Source organism: Spirillospora sp. CA-294931 (assembly GCF_050946795.1).
Classification (GTDB): domain Bacteria; phylum Actinomycetota; class Actinomycetes; order Streptosporangiales; family Streptosporangiaceae; genus Spirillospora.
Genome location: NZ_CP192006.1, coordinates 7,652,294 through 7,670,867 on the forward strand (window position 1 = coordinate 7,652,294; position 18,574 = coordinate 7,670,867).

Here is an 18,574-nt window from a genome sequence, read left to right on the forward strand (position 1 = left end):
GCACCCTGACACGGCCGGCGGCCTCCGGGTCCCGGAGCGCCGCGCTGCGCACTGCCCTCTACCCTGCTGGATCACCGGCTCGTCCACCAATGTCCCGCACCACGCATGGCGGAGCCGTTGTGTTGTGGGAACCCTACAAAGCAAGTGATCGGGGGGGCGTGAGCGACGAACACCAGATCCGGTTCTTGGTGCGCGAGCTGCGGGAGGCGGGCACGGCCGCGCGGCGGGCGGCGGCGGCCAAGGGGCTGGGACGGCTCGGGCGCCGCGAGCACGTCCACGTCCTGCTGGACGCCACGTACGACGTGAGCGCCGTGCGGGAGGCGGCCGCGATCGGGCTGGGACGGCTCGGCGTCGTCTCGGCCGGCGACCGGCTGATCGAGCTGCTGGACGATCCGGACGCGCGGGTCCGCAGGCGCGCGCTCCTGGCGTCCGAGCGGCTGGAGCTGTCCGGCCCGCCGCTGGAGACGGCCTGCCTGCGGCTGCTGTCGGACGCCGACGAGCATGTCCGGCTGAACGCGCTCACGACGCTGCGGCGGGTGACCGGCCCCGAGGGGTTGAAAGTCCGGGCCGAGGCGATCGTGCGGATGCTCGGCGATCCCTACCGGCGCGTCGCGGACTACGCGCTCTTCTTCGTCCGGCACTGGGGCGACGAGGTCACCGACGTCCTGCTTCGGGTGGCGCGGGACGACGACCCGTGGCGGCGGGCGGGCGCGATGAACCGGCTGGCCGAGCTGGAGCGGACGCCGGAGGCGCACGAGATCATCGCCGTTGGGCTCGCCGACCCCGAGCCCGCCGCGCGGCGGGCGGCGGCGCGCTGGCTCGCCGCGCACTGGGAGCGGTCCATGGCGGGGACGCTCCTCGGCGCGCTCGAACGCGAGCGCGATGACGAGGCGCGCACCGACCTGCTGCGGGCGCTGGGCCGGTCGGGCGACCGGCGCGGACTCCCGCACGCGGTCCGCGCTCTGGACGACCCGGTGGTCGGCTGGGCCGCCGTCCAGGCGCTGACGGGCATCGGGACGCGGGAGGCCGTCGCGGCGCTGCGGTCGGTGCTCGCCCGGGGGCGCGGGCCCGTGGGGCAGGCGGCCCGGGCGCTGGGGACGGTCGGCGGCCGCGACGACGTGGCGGCGCTGGCCGCGCTGCTCGGCCACGAGGCCGTGGACGTGCGGCTGGGCGCGGTCCGGGGCCTGTCGGGTCTGCTCGACCGTGGCGGTCTCCGGCGGCGGCGCGGCGTGGCGGTGCGGGCGCTGCTGGGCGTCCTGGCGCATGACGGCGCGGCGGTCTGGCCCGCGATCGGGGCGTTGCGGGCGGAGTTGCCCCGCGTCCTGCCCGAGGTGCGGCGCGTGGCCGACGAGGGCACGGGTGAGAACCGGGCGGCGGCGCTGTGGCTGCTGCCGGACGACGAGGGCGACCGCTTCCTGACCGCCCTCGACGATCCCGATGAGTCCGTCCGCTACCACGCGGCCCTGGGCGCGGGCCGCTTCCTGAAGAGTCACGACGTCCCGGAGTTCGAGTCCCGCCTCGCCGCCCTGGTCGAGGACGCCTCGCCCCGCGTCCGCCAGGCCGCCGTGGAGGCCCTCAAATGTCACCGTTCACAGGGTGTTCATCTTGATCGTCCCCGAGCGCGCCGCTCGGCGTCGTCGCGCGGTGGGGCGGATGGGTAGGCTGCTCGAGCCGGTCGTCCCACCGCGAGGGCGCCGCAGTGGAACAGGCACGGGAGGCTCCATGGCCAACGACGGCGACGACATCGACCCGGCGGCGCTCCCCACCGCCGTACCGACCTCGGCCCGCGCCTACGGCTGGATGCTCGGCGGCAAGGACAACTACGAGATCGACCGGCAGTTCATCCGGAACACCCTGCAGGGCTTCCCCGAATGCGTCGACATCGCCCGGCAGAACCGCGAGTTCCTCTATCGCGCGGTCAAGTACCTGGTGCAGGACGCCGGTATCCGCCAGTTCATCGACATGGGCTGCGGGCTGCCCACCGACAACAACGTGCACCAGGTGGCGCAGCGGTTCGCGCCGGACGTCACGGTCGTCTACGTCGACATCGACCCGATCGTGCTGGCGCACGGCCGGGCGCTGCTGGCCGACAACGCCACGACCACGGTCATCACCGCCGACATGCGCGACCAGGCGTCCGTCCTGGACCACCCGGACGTCAAGCGCCTGATCAACTTCGACGAGCCGCTGGCCGTCCTGTTCCTGTCGGTCGTGCACCATCTGCCCGACGCCGAGAACCCGCGCCGGATCCTGCGCACGATCATCGACCGGGCCGTCTCCGGCAGCCACCTGGGCCTCTCCCAGGTCGTGGCCGACGACCCCAGGCGCGGCGCGGTGATGAGCGCGCAGATCACCGCCGCCGGAATCCCCTGGCAGACCCGGACCCCGGCCGAGCTCGGCGCCCTCTGCGACGGGCTGGAGCCCGTCGCCCCCGGCCTGGTGAACGTCCTGGACTGGAACCCCGACGCCACCCAGCCCCCGCTGGCCCCCGTCCCCGCCGAACTCACCCCCTACGTGGGCATCACCGCGCGCAACAAGGACCTCTACGAGTACGGCGGTCTCCTCCGCAAGCCCTGACGGCTCACGACGGCCGCGACAGCCGGGGCCGTGGCCGCCAGGGTGGCGAGGGTGAGGGCGGTGAGGACGGCCCAGGCGGGGGTGTAGCTGCCCGTCAGGTCCTTGAGAAGGCCCAGGGTGGGCGGGACCAGGACGATGGCGATCTGGTTCACCGCCATGACCATGCCGAGCGCGAAGCCCACCTTGCCCGGCGGGGCGGACTCGGTCAGGTAGGCCAGCCAGGGGCCGTACCAGCCGAGGCCGAAGAAGCCGAGCCAGACGAACGTCAGGCTCGCCGGAACGGGTTCGCGTCCCAGCGGCGTCATCAGGACGGCCATCCCGGCGATGACCGCGATCATGCAGGTCATGACGCAGGTGTAGCGGGACGCGACGCGGTCGCTCCAGGCGGCGAGGACGATGCGTCCCGCGACGCCCGCGCCCAGGGACGCCACGAGGACGAGGGTGGCCGCGCCCGCTTCCAGGGACGCCTTCTCGTAGAGGTACAGGACGGTCAGGATTCCCACCCCGCACTGCACCGAGATCAGGCTGAGCCCGGACAGCAGGACCTTCCGCATCGACGGCTCGCGGACCATGCCGAAGCGGGCGGCGAGCTGGGCTCCGAGGGAGAGGTGCGGGCCGTCCTCCGGGACGGTGACGTGGGGCGGACGGCGGTAGAAGACCATGAAGACGGCGGCGCCCAGCAGGGCGACGAGGCCGCCGGCCAGGAGGGTCGCGCGCCAGCTCGTGGCTCCGGCGAGGAAGGGCAGCGCGGCCGAGGAGAGCGCGGCGCCCAGCGGGAGGCCCGCCTGGCGGATGCCCATCGCGAAGCCGCGCCGGGACGGGTCGAACCAGGACGCCACGGACTTGGTCCCACCCGGCTGGATGGTGCTGTACCCGGCGCCGACGAGCAGCAGGACCAGGAGCAGGGACGCGTATCCCGGCGCCGTGCTGCCCAGGAGCAGGCCCGCGGCGACCACGGTGGCGCCGGTTCCGACGATCCAGCGCTCGTTGTAGCGGTCCAGCAGTTCCCCGGCGACCAGGAAGCCGAGGAGCGGCGCGAACTGGGCCGCCGAGAGCAGCAGGCCCAGCTGGGCGGTGCTGATGTCCAGGTCGCGCTGGAGGTGGACGCCCATCGCCCCGATGCCCTGGACGAAGAAGGCGGTGGCCGCCTGGGTGAAGGTGGCCACGCCGAGGATGACCCACCGGTAGCGGAGTGGGTCGACGGCGGGTGGCGGCCGCGGCGCGGTTCGTTCCATGCCCGCCAGCCTGGTGTAATACCTTTATGCACCTCAACCCTTACGGCGCGGACGTGGTGAACCTCGCCGCCGATCTGGCCAACCGGCGGCCCGGGACCGCCGGGGAGCTGGCGGAGCGCTGCCGGTCGGCCGGGCTTGAGCTGGAGCTGCCCGTCCGGCCGGACGATCTTGACCGGGCGCTGGCGACGCTGGACGCCTGGGAGAAGGTCGTCGACGCCACCGGCGAGGGCGAGCGGGCCGGGCTGCTCAATCGGATGCTCGCCGAGACGGCCGCGCATCCCCGGCTGACCGACCACGGCGGCGGCTGGCATCTGCACTACCGCGACGACGCCAGGCCGCTCGGCGCCCTGCTGGCCACGCTCATCTCCGTCGGCACGGCGCTGCACCTGGTCGGGCGCGGCATGCACCGGCTCAGGCGGTGCGCGGTGGCCGAGTGCACCATGATCTTCGCCGACACCTCACGCACCGGGCGGCAGCGCTACTGCTCCCAGCGATGCGGCACCCGGGACGCCGTGCGGCGCCATCGAGCGCGCGCCTAGTCGCCTTTGTCGCGTGTGCCATGATGTGCGCTGTAGGCGACGGCGGACGAGGAAGCCGGTGTGAATCCGGCGCGGTCCCGCCACTGTGATCGGCGAGCGGATCCCGAACAGGCCACCTCCCGCGCGAGCGGGTGGGAAGGCCGGGACGAGCATCGACCCGAGAGCCAGGAGACTCACGCGGTCGCCTCCTCGAGGACCTGGGGCGGATCTCCCCAGAGAGGAGGGCGACATGCCCATGGGCTCGTCGGATCCGGCACCGTGCCGGGTGACGGTGTGCCGGGACTGCTGCTGCGGCAGTCCCAAGGTGACCGGCGTGGATCACGCCCGCCAGCTCGACCGTCTTCGCACCGTCGCCCCCGTCCGGGTCGCCGAATGCCTGGACGTGTGCGAGCAGGCCAACGTCGTCGTCGTGCAGCCCTCGGCCGAGGGCCGGGCCGCGGGCGCGCGGCCGGTGTGGCTCGGGCTGGTGAACGACGCGGCGGCCACCGAGGACATCGCGGACTGGGTCCGGGCCGGGGGGCCGGGGCTCGCCGCGCCTCCCGCCGTCCTTGACCTGTACGTCTTCGCCCCGCCCGGACGGAGCGAAGCGTGACCGCCGTGATCGGCCGCCTGCTCGTCCTGGCGCTGCTGCTCGCGGGCTGCGGCGGGCCGAACCGCGAGGAGCGCGTGAAGGCGGCCCCCGGGTTTCCGGTGACCGTGACCAACTGCGGCGTGACGACCTCCTACCAGCGTCCGCCGCAGCGGGCGGTGTCGCTGAACCAGCACGCGACCGAGGTGATGCTGGCGCTGGGCCTGGAGAAGTCGATGGTCGGCACGGGCTATCCCGACGACAAGGTCCTGCCCGAGTTCCAGGCGGCCTACGACCGGGTCAAGGTGCTGTCCAAGGAGTACCCGTCCTACGAGGCCCTGCTGTCGGTGGAGCCCGACTTCGTCTACGGCGGCTGGACCAGCACGTTCGACGAGAAGGAGGGCCGGGGGCGGGCGGCCCTGCGCAAGGCCGGGATCGACACCCACCTCAACGGCGAGGAGTGCCCCAAGGGCCCGGTGACCATGGCCACGGTCGAGGAGGAGCTCAGGACGATCGCGAAGATCTTCGGGGTGCCCGGCCGGGCCGAGCGCAGGATCGCCGCGCAGCGCGCCGTCCTCGACCGGGTCAGGGGCGGGATCGCCGGAGTGGCCCCGCTGAAGATCGCGGTCTACGACAGCGGCGACAAGACGGTGTTCACCGCGGGCGGCGCCGGGATCGGCAACGAGCTGATCCGGCTGGCGGGCGGGACCAACCTGTTCTCGGACCTGAAGAAGGCGTACGGGGACGTGTCCTTCGAGCAGTTCGCCGAGCGGGCGCCCGAGGTCATCGTCATCTACGACTACGGCAGGCAGTCCGTCGAGGACAAGAAGCGGTTCCTGATGTCCAACCCCGCCCTGAAGGACGTGCCCGCGATCCGGAACCGGCGGTTCGCGGTGCTGCCGCTCTCGTCCACCGTGACCGGCGTGCGGGTGGCGGGCGCGGTGGAGTCGCTGGCCCGGCAGCTGCATCCGAGCCGCTTCGCGTGACGCTGAAGGTTCCCTACCCGCTGGTGATCGCGTCGCTCGGGGCGCTGGTGCTGGTGGCGGCCACGGCGGGGATCGCGGCCGGGTCGGTGCGCGTCCCGCCCGACCAGGTCTGGGGCATCCTGCTGCACCGGCTGCACCCGTCCCTGGCCGATCCGGCGTGGACGCCGGTGCGCGAGACGATCGTGCTGGACGTGCGGCTCCCCCGCGTCCTGCTGTGCGCGGTGGTCGGGGCGGGCCTGTCGGTGTGCGGGGCGGCGCTCCAGGCCCTGGTGCGCAACCCGCTGGCCGACCCGATGCTGCTGGGCGTCTCGTCGGGCGCCACGGTCGGGGCGGTGCTGGTCGTGGTGTTCCAGTTCGCCTGGTTCGGGATCTTCTCGCTGCCGCTGGCGGCCTTCGGCGGCGCGTTCCTGGCGCTGGTGCTGGTGTACCTCCTGGCCAGGTCCGGCGGGCGGATGACCACGGTCAGGCTCGTGCTGGCCGGGGTCGCCACGGCCGAGGTGCTGTCCGCGGTGGCCGGCTACCTGGTGCTCACCTCCGACGATCCGCGCGCGGCCGAGTCGGCGATGCGGTGGATGCTGGGCGGTCTGGCCGGCACCACCTGGACGGTGCTGTGGATTCCGGCGGCCGTGGTGCTGGCCGGGACGGCGGTGCTGCTGGGGCTGTGCCGCCCGTTGAACCTGCTGCTGGCCGGCGAGGAGGCCGCCGCGTCCCTGGGCCTGGACGCGCACCGGTTCCGCGCCGCGCTGTTCGTGCTGGTCGCCCTCATGATCGGAGCGATCGTGGCGGTCAGCGGCTCGATCGGGTTCGTCGGGCTGATCATGCCGCATGTGGTCCGGCTGCTGGTCGGCGCCGACCACCGGCGCGCGCTCCCGGCCGTCGCGCTGCTGGGCGCGGCGTTCCTGATCGCCGCCGATCTGGCCGCGCGGACCCTGGTCAGCCCCGAGGAGATCCCGGTGGGCATCCTCACCGCCCTGGCCGGTGGGCCCTTCTTCCTGTGGCTCATGCGGCGCCGGGCGGCGCCGTGAGCACGGGTCGTCCGCGTCCGGAGTCCCTGCGGGCGGAGAAGGTGACCGTCGTGATCGGCGGCCGGACCCTGGTCGACGAGGTCTCGTTGGAGGCGGCCCCCGGGGAGGTCGTGGGGCTCGTGGGGCCCAACGGCGCCGGGAAGTCCACCCTGCTGCGCACCTTCTACCGGGCGCTGCGTCCCACGTCCGGCCGGGTGCTGCTGGGCGGCGAGGACGTGTGGCGGATGCCGGTCAGGCGGGCGGCCCGGCGGCTGGCGGCCGTGCTCCAGGAGGCGCCCGGGGAGTTCGACCTGACCGTCTACGACGTGGTGGCGATGGGCCGCACCCCGCACAAGCGCGCGTTCCAGGGCGACGACCGCGACGACCGCGCGATCGTCATGGAGGCGCTGGACGTCCTGGACGCCGCCCCGCTGGCCCCCGCCCGGTTCGACCGGCTGTCGGGCGGGGAGAAGCAGCGGGTCCTGATCGCCCGCGCGCTGGCCCAGCGGACCGGGACGCTGGTCATGGACGAGCCGACCAACCATCTTGACCTGCGCCACCAGCTCGACGCGCTCCGCCTGGTCGGCGGGCTGGGCGCCACCGCCGTGATCGCGCTGCACGACCTCAACCTGGCCGCGGCGTTCTGCGATCGCCTGCTGGTGCTGGACGGCGGCCGGGCGGTCGCCGCCGGGCCGCCCGGCGAGGTGCTGACGCCGGAACTGCTGGCCGAGGTATACCGGGTCGAGGCCGAGGTGTCCGCCCATCCCCGGACCGGAGCGGTCCATGTCGTCGTTGTTCCTCGGCCACGAAAGTAAAGGCCAAGCAAAGATCATTTGGGGGTAAAAGTCGTACTTTTAACCAGTTAGTATGCCCCGCAGCGAAGGGAGATCGGGGCATGGCGCTGCTTGATCACTGGCGATCGGCGGACGCGCGCGGACGGGGCGGCGAAGTCGGCCGCCCCGAGGGGCAGGTCTAGTGCCCGCTCAGCCCGGGCCTGTCGTCGGGCGGATGGCCAACGATCGCGGCCTGGTTCTGGCGGCGTGCGCGACGGTGTTGTTCGCGGCCACGGTGCTGGCCGCGCTCGTCGGGTATTCGGGGTCGGTGACCCAGGAGGGCCTGCGGCGGACACTGGCCAAGGCCTCCCCCGAATCCGCGGGCACCCGGCTCTCGGGTCCCGTCCCCCCAGGGGGCGTGGCGGCCACGCAAGCGAAGGTCGACCGCGCGCTGCGCGAGATCTACCGCGAGGTGCCGGTGACGGCGCCGGTGGCGATCCGCAGCGACACGTTCACCCTCCCGGGGCAGGAGAAGAAAGAGCGCCCCGAACTGACCGCGTTCGCGGCCTATTCGGGCATCGCGCGGCACGCGCGGCTCGTGAGCGGGCGCTGGCCCGGACGCGGCGCGGCCCTGGAGGCCGTGCTCCCGGCGGACGCCGCGCGGGCGATGCGCGTGTCCCCCGGGGCGTCGCTCACGCTGCGCGGGCGCATCGACCGCGCACAGGTCGTCCAGGTCACGGTCGTGGGCCTGTTCCAGGTGAACGCGGCCGACGACGCCCTGTGGCAGGGCGACCGGCTGGTCACCACCGGCCTCGAACGGGGCGACTACACGACCCGGGGCCCGCTGGTGGTCCCGATCGAGACGTTCGCGGCGAAGTTCACCGGGTCGGGCGTGCAGGCCCGGTGGTCGGTCATGCCCGACCTGCGCGGCCTGTCCGCCGACGGCATGGTCGACCTCGGCCGCCGGGTCCGCGGCGGCGGCGAGGTCTTCGAGAAGTCGGGCCCCGGCTTCGCGGCGGTCACCCGGCTGCCGGAGCTGACCGAGCAGCTCAACGGCGCCGTCCTGGTCTCCCGCTCGACGATGCTGATCCCCGTCCTGCAACTGGTGATGCTGGCCGGGTACGCGCTGGTGCTGGTGGCGCGGCTGCTGGCCGACCACCGCAGGCAGGAGATCGCGCTGCTGCGGATGCGCGGCGCCGCGATGCTCCAGCTCACCGGGCTCACGCTGGCCGAGGGGCTGTTCATCGTGCTGCCCGGCGCCCTGCTGGCACCGCTGCTGGCCGGACCGCTGCTGCGCGCGCTGGGCTGGGCCCCGGCCGTCGAGGCCGCGGGCCTGCGGCTCGACGCGGGCCCGCTGCTTCCGCTGTTCGGGATCTCGGTGGCGGCCGCGCTGGCCTCGGCGGCGGTGCTGACCGTCCCGACCCTGCGCGGAGCCGGACGGTCGCTGGTGGTCACGCGCACCCGGCGCGGGGCGTCCTGGACGGACGCGGTGCTGCTGATCGTCGCGGCGCTCGCGCTCTGGCAGCTCTCGCGGTACGGCGGCGCCCCCACGACGGGGGCCATCGACCCGGTGATCGTGTCCGGCCCAGCGATCGCGCTGCTGGCGGGCGGCGTCCTGCTGCTGCGGCTGGTGCCGATCACCTCGGCGGCGGTCGAGCGGGTCGCCTCGCGCGGGCGCGGATTCGCCGTCTCGATGGGCGCGCGGCAGGTCAGCCGGAGCTCGATCCGGCACGCCGGGCCCGCGCTGCTGCTGGTGATGGCGATGGCGGTGGGCGTGCTGTCGGTGACGACGATGGCGACCTGGCGCCAGTCCCAGCTCGATCAGGCCGACTTCCGTGCGGGCGCCGACCTGCGGCTGACCGTGCCGGACGGGGGCCACGCGCCGTCCCCGATGGGACGGGCCGGGCGGCTGGCCGCGCTGCCGGACGTCACCGGCGTGGTAGGGGTCCGGCGCCAGGACGCCACCCTCGGTGACCTGTCCGTCGGGCTGCTCGCCGCCGACGTCCGCGCCCTGGCCGGGACGCTCCGCGTCCGGCCCGACCTGGCCGCCGCGCTCCGGCGCGCCGACCTGGCCTCGAACCGCTCCCCCGCCCCCGGGGGCACCTTCCCCGGACGCCCGGAGAGCCTGCAATTCGACGTGCGCGCGACCCCGGAGGGCCAGCTGAAGGACGACCTCCAGCTCGACGTGACCCTCGCGGACGGGCGCGGCCTGCTCTACCGGGTCCCGCTGCCCGCCGTGAAGCCGGACGGACGCACCAGGACCGTCACGCTGAACGCCGCCGACCTGGCCGGGCCCGGGGGCGTGATCTCCTATCCGCTCTCGGTGCGCGGCCTGCACCACTCGCCCGACCACCCGCCGGCCGGCCGCGTCAAGGCCGACCTGCTCGGCGCGCGCGGCACCGGCACGGGCGAGGCTCCGCTGCCACAGGCGGCACGTTCGGCGGCCCCGCCGAGCGGCAAGAAGACCCAGCCCGCGGTGCCGGGAATCGTCACCCGCGAGCTGGCCGATCGGTCGCTGGTCAAGGTCGGCGGCACGGTCACGCTCGGCACGGCCGACGGCGAGCAGCCCGTCCGGATCGTGGCCGTCGTCCCGGCGCTCCCCTCCGCCGACCCGGGCCGTCCCGCCCTGCTGGTCGACCTGCCCGACCTCGCGCAGCGGCGGCTGGCGGCGGGCTCGGCCACCGCCGACGGGCTCGTGCCCGACGAGTGGTGGGCGTCGGCGCGCGGAGACCGGGCGGTGCGGGAGCTCGCCTCGCGTCCCGACCTGGCCAGGGTCGCCTCGGACCGGGCGGCGCTCCGCCGCGAGCTGCGCGACGCCCCGCTCGGGGCGGCTCTCCAGGGGGCGCTGGTGCTCGGGTTCGCGGCGGCGCTGGCGTTCGCGGTGATCGCCTTCGTGGTGAGCTCCGCGGTGGCGGCGCGCGAGCGGGCACGCGAGTTCGCGGTCCTGCGCGCCCTGGGCGTTCGGGGGCGGCAGATCTCGGGGATGCTCGCCGTCGAGCAGACGTTCCTGGTGGGCCTGGGCCTGGTCGGCGGGCTGGCGCTCGGGCTGCTGGTGGCGCGGCTGGTCGTCGGCCACATCGTGCTGACCGTGCAGGCCGGAGCGCCGTATCCACCGGCCGACCTCGTGGTCCCCTGGACGATCCTGCTGGCGGTGTTCGCGGCGGTCGCCGCCGTCTTCGGGCTGCTGCTGGCCGTCCTCACCCGCGCGCTGCGGCGCCGGGTCGCCGGTGAAGGGACGGACCGATGACCCGCCTCGCCCGCGCCAACGCGGCGCCGATGCTCGCCCTGGCCGCGCTCGCGCTCGTGACGACCGTGCTCGCGGTCCTGGTCCCCGCGCGGACGTCCGACGGGTACGACCGGGCGGCCGGGGCCGCGCTCGGCCCCCATGCCGACCTCCAGGTCGCGGGCCTGGGGAGCGGAAAGCTGACGATCACCCCCGAGGCGGCGGCGGCCCAGATGGCCGACCGCTCGCGGCGCTGGCGCGACCAGCTGCCGCCCGCGCTGCGGACCGTCACCGGGCCGCCCGAGGCGTCGGTGACCACCCTCGACCTCAAGAGCGCCCACCAGCGGCAGTTCGCGGTGTCGTGGGACCCCGGGGCCGAGCGGCGCGTCCGCTACGTCGCGGGAAGCGCCCCGCGCAACGCCCCCGGCGCCGAGCTCCAGGTCGCGATCTCCGACGGCGCCGCCCGCGAGTTCGGCTTCCGGCCTGGCACGCTGATCGAGGCGGGCGGGGTCAAGGCGCGGGTCACCGGCCTCTACGCGCCGCTGGACGCGGCCGACCGCTACTGGACGCCGAGGGCGGGCCTCCTCACGCCCCAGACCAAGGAGGACAGGGAGGTCCGGTACCGCGTGAGCGTCGTCCTGGCCGACCCGGCCGGGTACGCGGCGCTGGCGGCCGATGGCCTGGACCTGACCTACTCGTGGCGGTTCCCCGTCCACCAGTCCGAGGTCACCGCCGGGCTGGCCGTGAAGATGGCCACCGAGGTGGACGCGTTCCGCGCCGCCGTCAGCGGGCGCGGCGACGTCTTCCCCGCCCGGGTCTCCACCTCGCTCGACGGCGTGCTCAAGTCGTACCGGACGCGGCTGGAGGCCGCCAGGACGACCGTCGGGCTGATCCAGGGCGGGCTGATCGCCGCCGCGGCCGGGGTGCTGCTGGTCGCGGCGGGGCTGCTGGCCGAGCGGCTGCGCTCGTCCCTGGTCCTGATGCGGGCGCGCGGCGCCGCCGCGCACCAGCTCGCCGTCCCGGCGTGCGGCCTGGGCGTGCTGGCCGTGCTGCCCGCCGCGCTGCTCGGCCTGGCGCTCGGGCCGCTGCTCGACGGCGGCCCGCCCGGCGCGGTCCCGGCGCTGCTGGCCGCCGCGACGGCCCTGCTCACCTGCGCGGCACCCGCCGCGCTCCTGGCGGGGCGGGCGGAGGCCGGGCCGACCCGGCGCCGGCTCGCGCTCGAAGGGCTCGTGGTCGCGCTCGCCATCGCGGGGGTCGCGATGCTGCGCCTGCGCGGGCCGTCGGCCGGCAGCGACCCGATGGTCGCGGCCGTCCCCGCGCTGCTCGGCGTCGCCGCGGGCCTGCTGGTGCTTCGCGGCTACCCGCTGGTGTCGGTCCTGGCCGGACGGCTCCTGCGGCGCGGCCGCTCGACCGTGGCGTTCGTGGCGGCCGCGCGCGCCGCCAGGACGCCGCCGGTCACGGCGCTCCCGCTGGTGGTGCTGGTGCTGACCGTCACCGTCGCCGGGTTCGCGCAGAGCGTCGACGGCGAGCTGCGGCGCGGTCAGGAGCGCTCCTCGTGGCAGGCGGTCGGCGCGGACGCCCGCATCACCTCCGACCGCCTCGAACCGGGCGCGGTCGGCAGGCTCCGGGCGATGCGCGGCGTCAAGGGCGCCGTCCCCGCCCGGGTCCGGCAGAACGTGCTGCTGGACGAGCTGACCTACATGACCGTCATCGGCGTCGACCTGGCCGCCTACCGCGCGATCGCGGGCGGGGCCGCCGGGGACCTGCCGTCCGCCGCCGACGGCGCGCTGCTCTCGCCGCTGGCCCAGAAGCTCCTGGCGCCCGGACCGGTGAAGTTCGCCTGGCCCGGGGTGGCGGCCTCGCTGCCGCGCTCCGGCGTCATCGCGCGCTTCCCGGGGCAGGACCAGAGCGTCCCGTTCATCGTCGTCCCGTACAAGGCGCTGGGCGCCGAGGCGTACCCGACGACCGTGTTCATCAAGGGAGACGGCCTCGACCGCGGCACCTTGCGGAACCTCGCACGTGCCGAGACCCCGGCGTGGGTGCAGTTCGGCCGTGAAGGCGCCAGGGCCGAGCTCCGCGAGGACGTGCTCCGCGACCTCGGGAACGCGCCGCTGGCCGCCGTCGTCCACGACCTCTACGGCGGCGGGGCGCTCATCGCGGCCGCGTACGGGCTGATGGCCGCCCTGGCCGTGATCATCGCCGGGGCGCCGTCGCGGGCCGGTGCCCGCGCGCGGCTGCGGGTCCTCGGCCTGAGCGGCCGGCAGGGCCGCGCCCTGGCCGCCACGGAGCTCCTCCCGGTGATCGGCATGACCGCCGCCGCCGGGTGGACGCTCGGGCACGTGCTGCCGCGCGTGGCCGGGCCCCTGCTCGACCTGCGTCCCTACACCGGCGGGCTCACCGCGCCCGGAGGGCTTCCCGAGCCCGTCCCGCTGGCCGTCCTGATCGCGGCGGTCCTGCTGGCCGGTGCCGCCGCGATGGCCCTGGACGACCTGGCCGACCGGCGCCGCCCCCTCGCCCAGGCCCTGAGAACGGGAGACGAAACGTGACGAACCCGAACGGCAACGGGACCAACCTGGCCGAGCTGGAGCGCAGGGCCGCCGAGCGCGGCCCGGTCTACGGCGAGGGTGCCCATGTCGTCTGCGACAACCTCGTCCGGATCTACAAGGGCGACGGCGTCGAGGTCGTCGCCCTCCAGGGCCTGGACCTCCTGGTCGAGCAGGGCGAGATGATCGCGCTGGTCGGCGCGTCCGGCTCGGGCAAGTCGACCCTGCTGAACATCCTGTCGGGGCTCGACCTGCCGACCGCCGGTGTGGCGCGGGTGGGCGGGATGGACCTGCTGGAGATGAAGGCCCGCGAGCGCCTGCGCTTCCGCCGCAAGGAGGTGGGCTTCGTCTGGCAGCAGACCGCCAGGAACCTGCTCCCCTACCTCACGACCGCGCAGAACGTGGCGCTGCCGATGCGGCTGGCCGGGCGCAAGCGCCGCGAGCGCGCCGAACGCGCCGGGGAGCTGCTGGAGCTGCTGGGCGTCGCCGATCTGGGGCCCCGGCGTCCCGCCGAGCTGTCGGGCGGCGAGCGCCAGCGCGTCGCGATCGCCGTCGCGGTGGCCAACTCGCCCAGCGTGCTGCTGGCCGACGAGCCCACCGGCGAGCTCGACACGACCGGCTCGCTGGAGGTCTTCGAGGCGCTGCGCGAGGTCAACCGCGAACTCGGCACCACCACGGTGGTGGTGACGCACGACGACGAGGTCGCCGAGCGCGTCGACCGGACGGTCCGCATCCGCGACGGCCGCACCAGCACCGAGATCCGGCGGCCCTCGGGCGAGGGCGGCGCGCGCGAGGAGTACAGCGTGCTGGACCGGGCGGGCCGCGTGCAGCTGCCTCGGGAGTTCACCGAGAGCCTCGGGATGAAGGACCGCGTCCGGCTCACCCTGGAGACCGACCACCTCGGCGTCTGGCCGGACGGCACCGAAAGGCGATGACCATGCTCACCGTGGCGAACCTCACCCGCACCTACAAGTCCGGCCGCAGCGAGGTCCGGGCCCTGCGCGGGGTCACCTTCACCGCGGCCCCGGGCGAGCTGATCGCCATCGAGGGCCGCTCGGGCTCGGGCAAGACCACGCTGCTGAACCTGATCGGCGGCCTGGACGCGCCCGACGACGGGACCGTCGAGATCGAGGGCCAGGAGGTCGGGGCGCTGGACGAGAGCGCGCTGCTGCGGCTGCGGCGCGAGGTCATCGGCTTCGTCTTCCAGTCGCACGGCCTGCTCCCCGCGCTGACGGCGGCCGAGAACGTCGAGGTGCCGCTGCGCCTGGCCCGCACCGCCCCGGCCGAGCGGGACGAGCGGGTGCGGACGCTGCTGGCCCTGGTGGGTCTGGCCGACCACGCCGCCCAGCGTCCGGGCGAGATGTCCGGCGGCCAGCGCCAGCGCGTCGCGATCGCCCGCGCCCTGGCCAACCGGCCCCGGCTCATCCTCGCCGACGAGCCCACCGGCCAGCTCGACTCCGAGACCGCCAAGTCGCTGATGCCGCTGCTGCACGGGGTCGTCCGCGACGAGGACGTCACCGTGCTGGTCGCCACGCACGACCGGACGCTGCTCTCGGAGGCGGACCGCGTCCTGGAGCTCAAGGACGGCGCTGTGTTGACCTAAATCCCGGCCCAGCTGCGCTCGCCTGGCGGCTCGCTCCGCTGACCGCGATTTTGCGATTGCTGCATCGCTCCGCGATCTAACCGGGGGAAGCTCGCCTTCGGCTTCGCTTCCCCCGATTAGTTAACGCAATCGCGCGCGGGGCTAAGGCGGTCGAGCGAAGTGCTAGGGCGTGGCGTCCGCGCCGATCATCGCGAGCACCATCTCGACCCACGTCTCGACGAACGCCTCGTCGTCCACGCAGGGCGCCGCCGGGACGAGCAGGATGCCCATCAGCCGGTGCGAGGTCAGCGCGCCGAGCCCCACCGCGGTGACGGCCTGCGCCCGCTCCGGGCTCAGCCCGCGCTCGCACAGCCATTCGGCGAACCGCTCGTTGGTGCTGGTGAACATCTGGCGGACGGCGTCGTCCAGCAGGCTTGGCCGCGCGCGCGACTCGGCGGCCAGGATGCGCACCAGCTCGGCCTCGCGGTCGAACTCGGCCAGCGTGTAGCGGGCGACCAGGGTCAGCTCGGCGCGCGGGTCGTCCAGCGGCCCGATGGCCCGCTGGATGTCGCGCAGGGCCTCCAGCCTGGAGAGGTGCCGTTCGATGCCCGCGGCGAGCAGCTCCTCCTTGGTGCGGAAGTGGTGGTACAGGCCGCCGGCGCCGGGGGTGAGGCCGACGGCCTTCTCGATGCGGGCGACGCTCGTGCCCCGGTAGCCGAACTCACCGAAAAGCCCCATCGCGACATCGAGGATCCGGTCTCGGGTTGACGTCGTCATGCTCCTAAGTAAACACTGAGGAGGCCTAAGGGTCCACTTTTTTGGGGGCAGGGATGAGCGAAGGACCGAAAGTCCGGGGCGGACGGGTGCGCCGCACCGCGCCACTGGTCGGGATGGCCGGGCGGACGGCGGGCGAGGCCGTCATCGCCTCGCTGCGCGGCGGCGACGCCAAGGCCGAGTTCCACCGCAGGACGGCCGAGCGCTACGCCGAGCGCCTCGGGCACTCCAAGGGCGTGCTGATGAAGGCGGGGCAGATCTTCTCGTTCGCCTCGCCGCAGGTGGGCCTGCCCGCCGAGTTCCAGGACGTCTACCGCAACGCGTTCGCCCGGCTCCAGGACGACGCCCCGCCGATGCCCTTCGACCTGGTCAGGGAGCGGATCGAGGCCGAGCTCGGCGCGCCGCTGACCGAGCTGTTCGCCGAGATCGACACCGAGCCGCTGGCCGCCGCGTCGATCGGCCAGGTGCACGCCGCGACGCTGCCGGACGGCCGCCGGGTCGCGGTGAAGGTGCAGTACCCCGGCGTCGACAAGGCGATCCGCGACGACCTGGCCAACACCGAGCTGCTGGCGACGTTCTTCCGCCTGATGCAGTCGGCGATCCCGGGCGGGAGCACGAGCGTCGACGTCCGCGCGATGGCCGAGGAGGTGAGCGCCCGCATCGCCGAGGAGCTCGACTACGTCAACGAGGCCGCCAACCAGCGCCTGTTCGCCGACATCTACCGGGGGCACCCGTTCATCCGGGTCCCCGAGGTCCACGACGAGCTGTCGACCGGCCGCGTGCTGACCAGCGATCTGGTGACGGGGATGCGCTGGAGCGAGGCCCTGGCGTGCGGCCAGGACCTGCACGACCAGTGGGGCGAGGCGATCTACCGGTTCTGCCTGGGCAGCATCTACGAGTTCCACGTGTTCAACGCCGACCCGCACCCCGGCAACTACCTCTTCCACGACGACGGCACGGTCACCTTCCTCGACTACGGCTGCGTCAAGCGGTTCACGCGCGAGCAGATCGACGGGCTGCGCGGCAGCATCGGCGCGATCGTCGACGGCGACGCCCGGCTGCTGCACCGGTTGTTCGTCGAGCGCGGGATCATCGGCGCCGACTCCGGCGTCGCCCCCGAAGACCTGATGGCCTGGCACGCCGAGATGCTGGTTCCCACCACGGCCGAGCAGCCGTTCACCTTCACCGAGGAGTACGCCTCCTCGGTCATCCAGGCCGGGCTCTCGCTCAACGGTCCGTATCGGGACGTGATCCGCGAGGTCGACTTCGAGTCGGACATGGTCCTGCTCAGCCGGATCGACCTGGGCATGACCGCGGTCCTCGGCACCCTGAAGGCGACCGGCTACTGGGGGAGCATCTGGCGGGAGTGGGGCAACGGCAGCCCGCCCGAAACCCACTACGGCGAGCTCCACGCCGCCTTCATGGCGGACAGGGCGTCCGGCCCGCGACCCGACAAAGGGGACATCCATGCTCACCTCAGCCACTGAGGCCGTCCGCTGGGACGCGGCCCTGAACTCCCATGTGATCAGCGGGTACGCCGAGGCGTCACAGGTGCTGCGCGGCCAGGGCTGGAGCAGCGACCCGAGCGACAACCCGCTCGCGCCGCCGGAGATGCGCGACATGCCCAACGCCGCGCTGGTCTTCATGAACCCGCCCGACCACACGCGGCTGCGCTCGCTGCTCAGCCCGGCCTTCACCCCGCGCGCGATCGAGCGGCTGCGCCCGAGGGTCGCCGCGATCGTCGAGAGCGTCCTGGCCGGGCTCGAAGACCAGGACGAGGCCGAGATCCTCGCCGATGTCGGCCAGCTCGTCCCGCTGGCGGTCATCACCGAGCTGCTCGACGCGGGCCTGGACGGCGCCCGGCTGTTCCGCGACCTGACGCCGGACCTGTTCCGCCTGCTGGAGGTCAACCCGACGCCCGGCGACCTGCGCGCCGGGATCGCCGCGTCCGCCGAGCTGGCGCTGTTCCTCACCCCGCTGATCGCCGAGCGGAGCGTCCGGCCGGGCGACGACTTCATCAGCGCGATGCTGACCACGCCGGACGGGCCCACCCTGGAGCAGGTCCTGGCCACCTGCCTCCTGCTGCTGGCCGCGGGCCACGAGACCACCGCCAACCTCATCACCAACGGCACCTACGCCGTGCTCGGCGCCCCCGAGCGCCGCGAGCAGTTCCTCACCGACCCCGACCGGGCGATGGCCGAGCTGATGCGGGTGCACGGCTCGGTCAAGCTGGTCGGCCGCGTCGCCCAGACCGACCACGACATCGCCGGGCACCGCGTCCGGGCGGGCGAGGCCGTGCTGATCCGGCTGGACGAGGTCGCCCGCGACCCCCGCCGCCTGCCCGACCCCGACCGGCTCGACCTGACCCGCGACCCGGCTCCCAACCTCGCCTTCGGCGCCGGTGCGCACTACTGCCTGGGCGCCGCCCTGAGCCGGGTGGAGGTGGGCGAGACGCTGACCCGCCTGTTCCACCGCTTCCCCCGGATGGCGCTGACCGAGGCGCCCGTCCAGTGGCGCGACTCGTCCACCTTCCACGGGCTGGTCGAGCTCCCGGTGACCCTCCGCTAGGGAGCGAGGGGGGCTGGTGAGCGCCATCGGGACGGCGAACGCGCCGTATCAGTCGCGGGTGTACTCCTCGGCCGACTCCGTCACGGCCACCTGGTTCACATACATGGTGTATGCGACACCGTCTGCGTCCAGGTCCTCGGCGCGGACCTCGCCGCCTCTCCCCGCGCCGACTGGGCCCGTCTGGCTGAGGCCCTGCTGTAGA

General features: G+C 74.3%; 15 protein-coding genes and 1 riboswitch. Of the genes, 13 read left to right on the forward strand and 2 right to left on the reverse strand.

Translation table 11 applies throughout. The features are described from left to right. Nucleotides 1–158 precede the first annotated feature (158 nt). Nucleotides 159–1,661 carry a HEAT repeat domain-containing protein gene (locus tag ACQPY4_RS34645; protein ID WP_433328285.1) on the forward strand — a complete coding sequence of 501 codons (1,503 nt, stop codon included), beginning with the start codon at nt 159–161 and terminating at the stop codon, nt 1,659–1,661. Between the two features lie 61 nt (nt 1,662–1,722). Further along, complete coding sequence (locus ACQPY4_RS34650) at nt 1,723–2,577, forward strand: SAM-dependent methyltransferase (protein ID WP_433328289.1); 855 nt, start codon at nt 1,723–1,725, stop codon at nt 2,575–2,577. Here the strand turns inward: ACQPY4_RS34650 and ACQPY4_RS34655 are convergent. Continuing rightward, nucleotides 2,544–3,812 (reverse strand): MFS transporter, encoded by a 1,269-nt coding sequence (locus ACQPY4_RS34655; RefSeq protein ID WP_433328291.1) that lies wholly within the window; start codon nt 3,810–3,812, stop codon nt 2,544–2,546. The two genes, ACQPY4_RS34650 and ACQPY4_RS34655, sit on opposite strands and share 34 nt — an antisense overlap. 26 nt (nt 3,813–3,838) lie before the next feature. Here ACQPY4_RS34655 and ACQPY4_RS34660 point away from each other — a divergent pair, with 26 nt between their 5' ends. The 9 genes from ACQPY4_RS34660 to ACQPY4_RS34700 all read left to right on the forward strand — a co-directional run bounded on the left by ACQPY4_RS34660 (nt 3,839) and on the right by ACQPY4_RS34700 (nt 15,051). Continuing rightward, nucleotides 3,839–4,351, forward strand: coding sequence for a CGNR zinc finger domain-containing protein (locus ACQPY4_RS34660; RefSeq protein WP_433328293.1), 513 nt, complete (start codon nt 3,839–3,841; stop codon nt 4,349–4,351). Between the two features lie 6 nt (nt 4,352–4,357). Continuing rightward, a riboswitch (cobalamin riboswitch) is annotated at nt 4,358–4,546 on the forward strand. Between the two features lie 118 nt (nt 4,547–4,664). Further along, nucleotides 4,665–4,943 carry a hypothetical protein gene (locus ACQPY4_RS34665; protein ID WP_433328295.1) on the forward strand — a complete coding sequence of 93 codons (279 nt, stop codon included), beginning with the start codon at nt 4,665–4,667 and terminating at the stop codon, nt 4,941–4,943. Then, entirely contained in the window at nt 4,940–5,905 is a 966-nt protein-coding gene (locus ACQPY4_RS34670) for an ABC transporter substrate-binding protein (protein ID WP_433328297.1), read from the forward strand. Before ACQPY4_RS34665 ends, ACQPY4_RS34670 begins: the two co-directional genes overlap by 4 nt. Next, entirely contained in the window at nt 5,902–6,930 is a 1,029-nt protein-coding gene (locus ACQPY4_RS34675) for a FecCD family ABC transporter permease (RefSeq protein WP_433328299.1), read from the forward strand. The genes ACQPY4_RS34670 and ACQPY4_RS34675 overlap by 4 nt, the downstream gene beginning before the upstream one ends. Then, nucleotides 6,927–7,724, forward strand: coding sequence for an ABC transporter ATP-binding protein (locus tag ACQPY4_RS34680; RefSeq protein WP_433328301.1), 798 nt, complete (start codon nt 6,927–6,929; stop codon nt 7,722–7,724). The genes ACQPY4_RS34675 and ACQPY4_RS34680 overlap by 4 nt, the downstream gene beginning before the upstream one ends. Before the next feature lie 193 nt (nt 7,725–7,917). After that, nucleotides 7,918–10,929 (forward strand): FtsX-like permease family protein, encoded by a 3,012-nt coding sequence (locus ACQPY4_RS34685; protein WP_433328303.1) that lies wholly within the window; start codon nt 7,918–7,920, stop codon nt 10,927–10,929. Beyond that, a complete protein-coding gene (locus ACQPY4_RS34690) occupies nt 10,926–13,451 on the forward strand; it encodes a hypothetical protein (protein WP_433328305.1) in 2,526 nt (841 codons plus the stop codon). The genes ACQPY4_RS34685 and ACQPY4_RS34690 overlap by 4 nt, the downstream gene beginning before the upstream one ends. Further along, nucleotides 13,448–14,383, forward strand: coding sequence for an ABC transporter ATP-binding protein (locus tag ACQPY4_RS34695; protein ID WP_433328307.1), 936 nt, complete (start codon nt 13,448–13,450; stop codon nt 14,381–14,383). Before ACQPY4_RS34690 ends, ACQPY4_RS34695 begins: the two co-directional genes overlap by 4 nt. Continuing rightward, on the forward strand, nt 14,380–15,051 hold the full coding sequence (locus ACQPY4_RS34700; protein WP_433328309.1) for an ABC transporter ATP-binding protein: 672 nt from the start codon (nt 14,380–14,382) through the stop codon (nt 15,049–15,051). Before ACQPY4_RS34695 ends, ACQPY4_RS34700 begins: the two co-directional genes overlap by 4 nt. A 162-nt stretch (nt 15,052–15,213) precedes the next feature. On the opposite strand, the gene ACQPY4_RS34705 is transcribed toward ACQPY4_RS34700, so the two are convergent. After that, nucleotides 15,214–15,807: a TetR/AcrR family transcriptional regulator gene (locus ACQPY4_RS34705; RefSeq protein ID WP_433328311.1), complete on the reverse strand. Its 594-nt coding sequence runs from the start codon at nt 15,805–15,807 to the stop codon at nt 15,214–15,216. A gap of 53 nt (nt 15,808–15,860) precedes the next feature. On the opposite strand from ACQPY4_RS34705, the gene ACQPY4_RS34710 reads away from it, so the two are divergent. Further along, entirely contained in the window at nt 15,861–17,291 is a 1,431-nt protein-coding gene (locus ACQPY4_RS34710; RefSeq protein WP_433328313.1) for an ABC1 kinase family protein, read from the forward strand. Beyond that, nucleotides 17,272–18,372, forward strand: a complete 1,101-nt coding sequence (locus tag ACQPY4_RS34715; protein ID WP_433328315.1) for a cytochrome P450 — start codon at nt 17,272–17,274, stop codon at nt 18,370–18,372. Before ACQPY4_RS34710 ends, ACQPY4_RS34715 begins: the two co-directional genes overlap by 20 nt. Nucleotides 18,373–18,574: the final 202 nt, after the last annotated feature.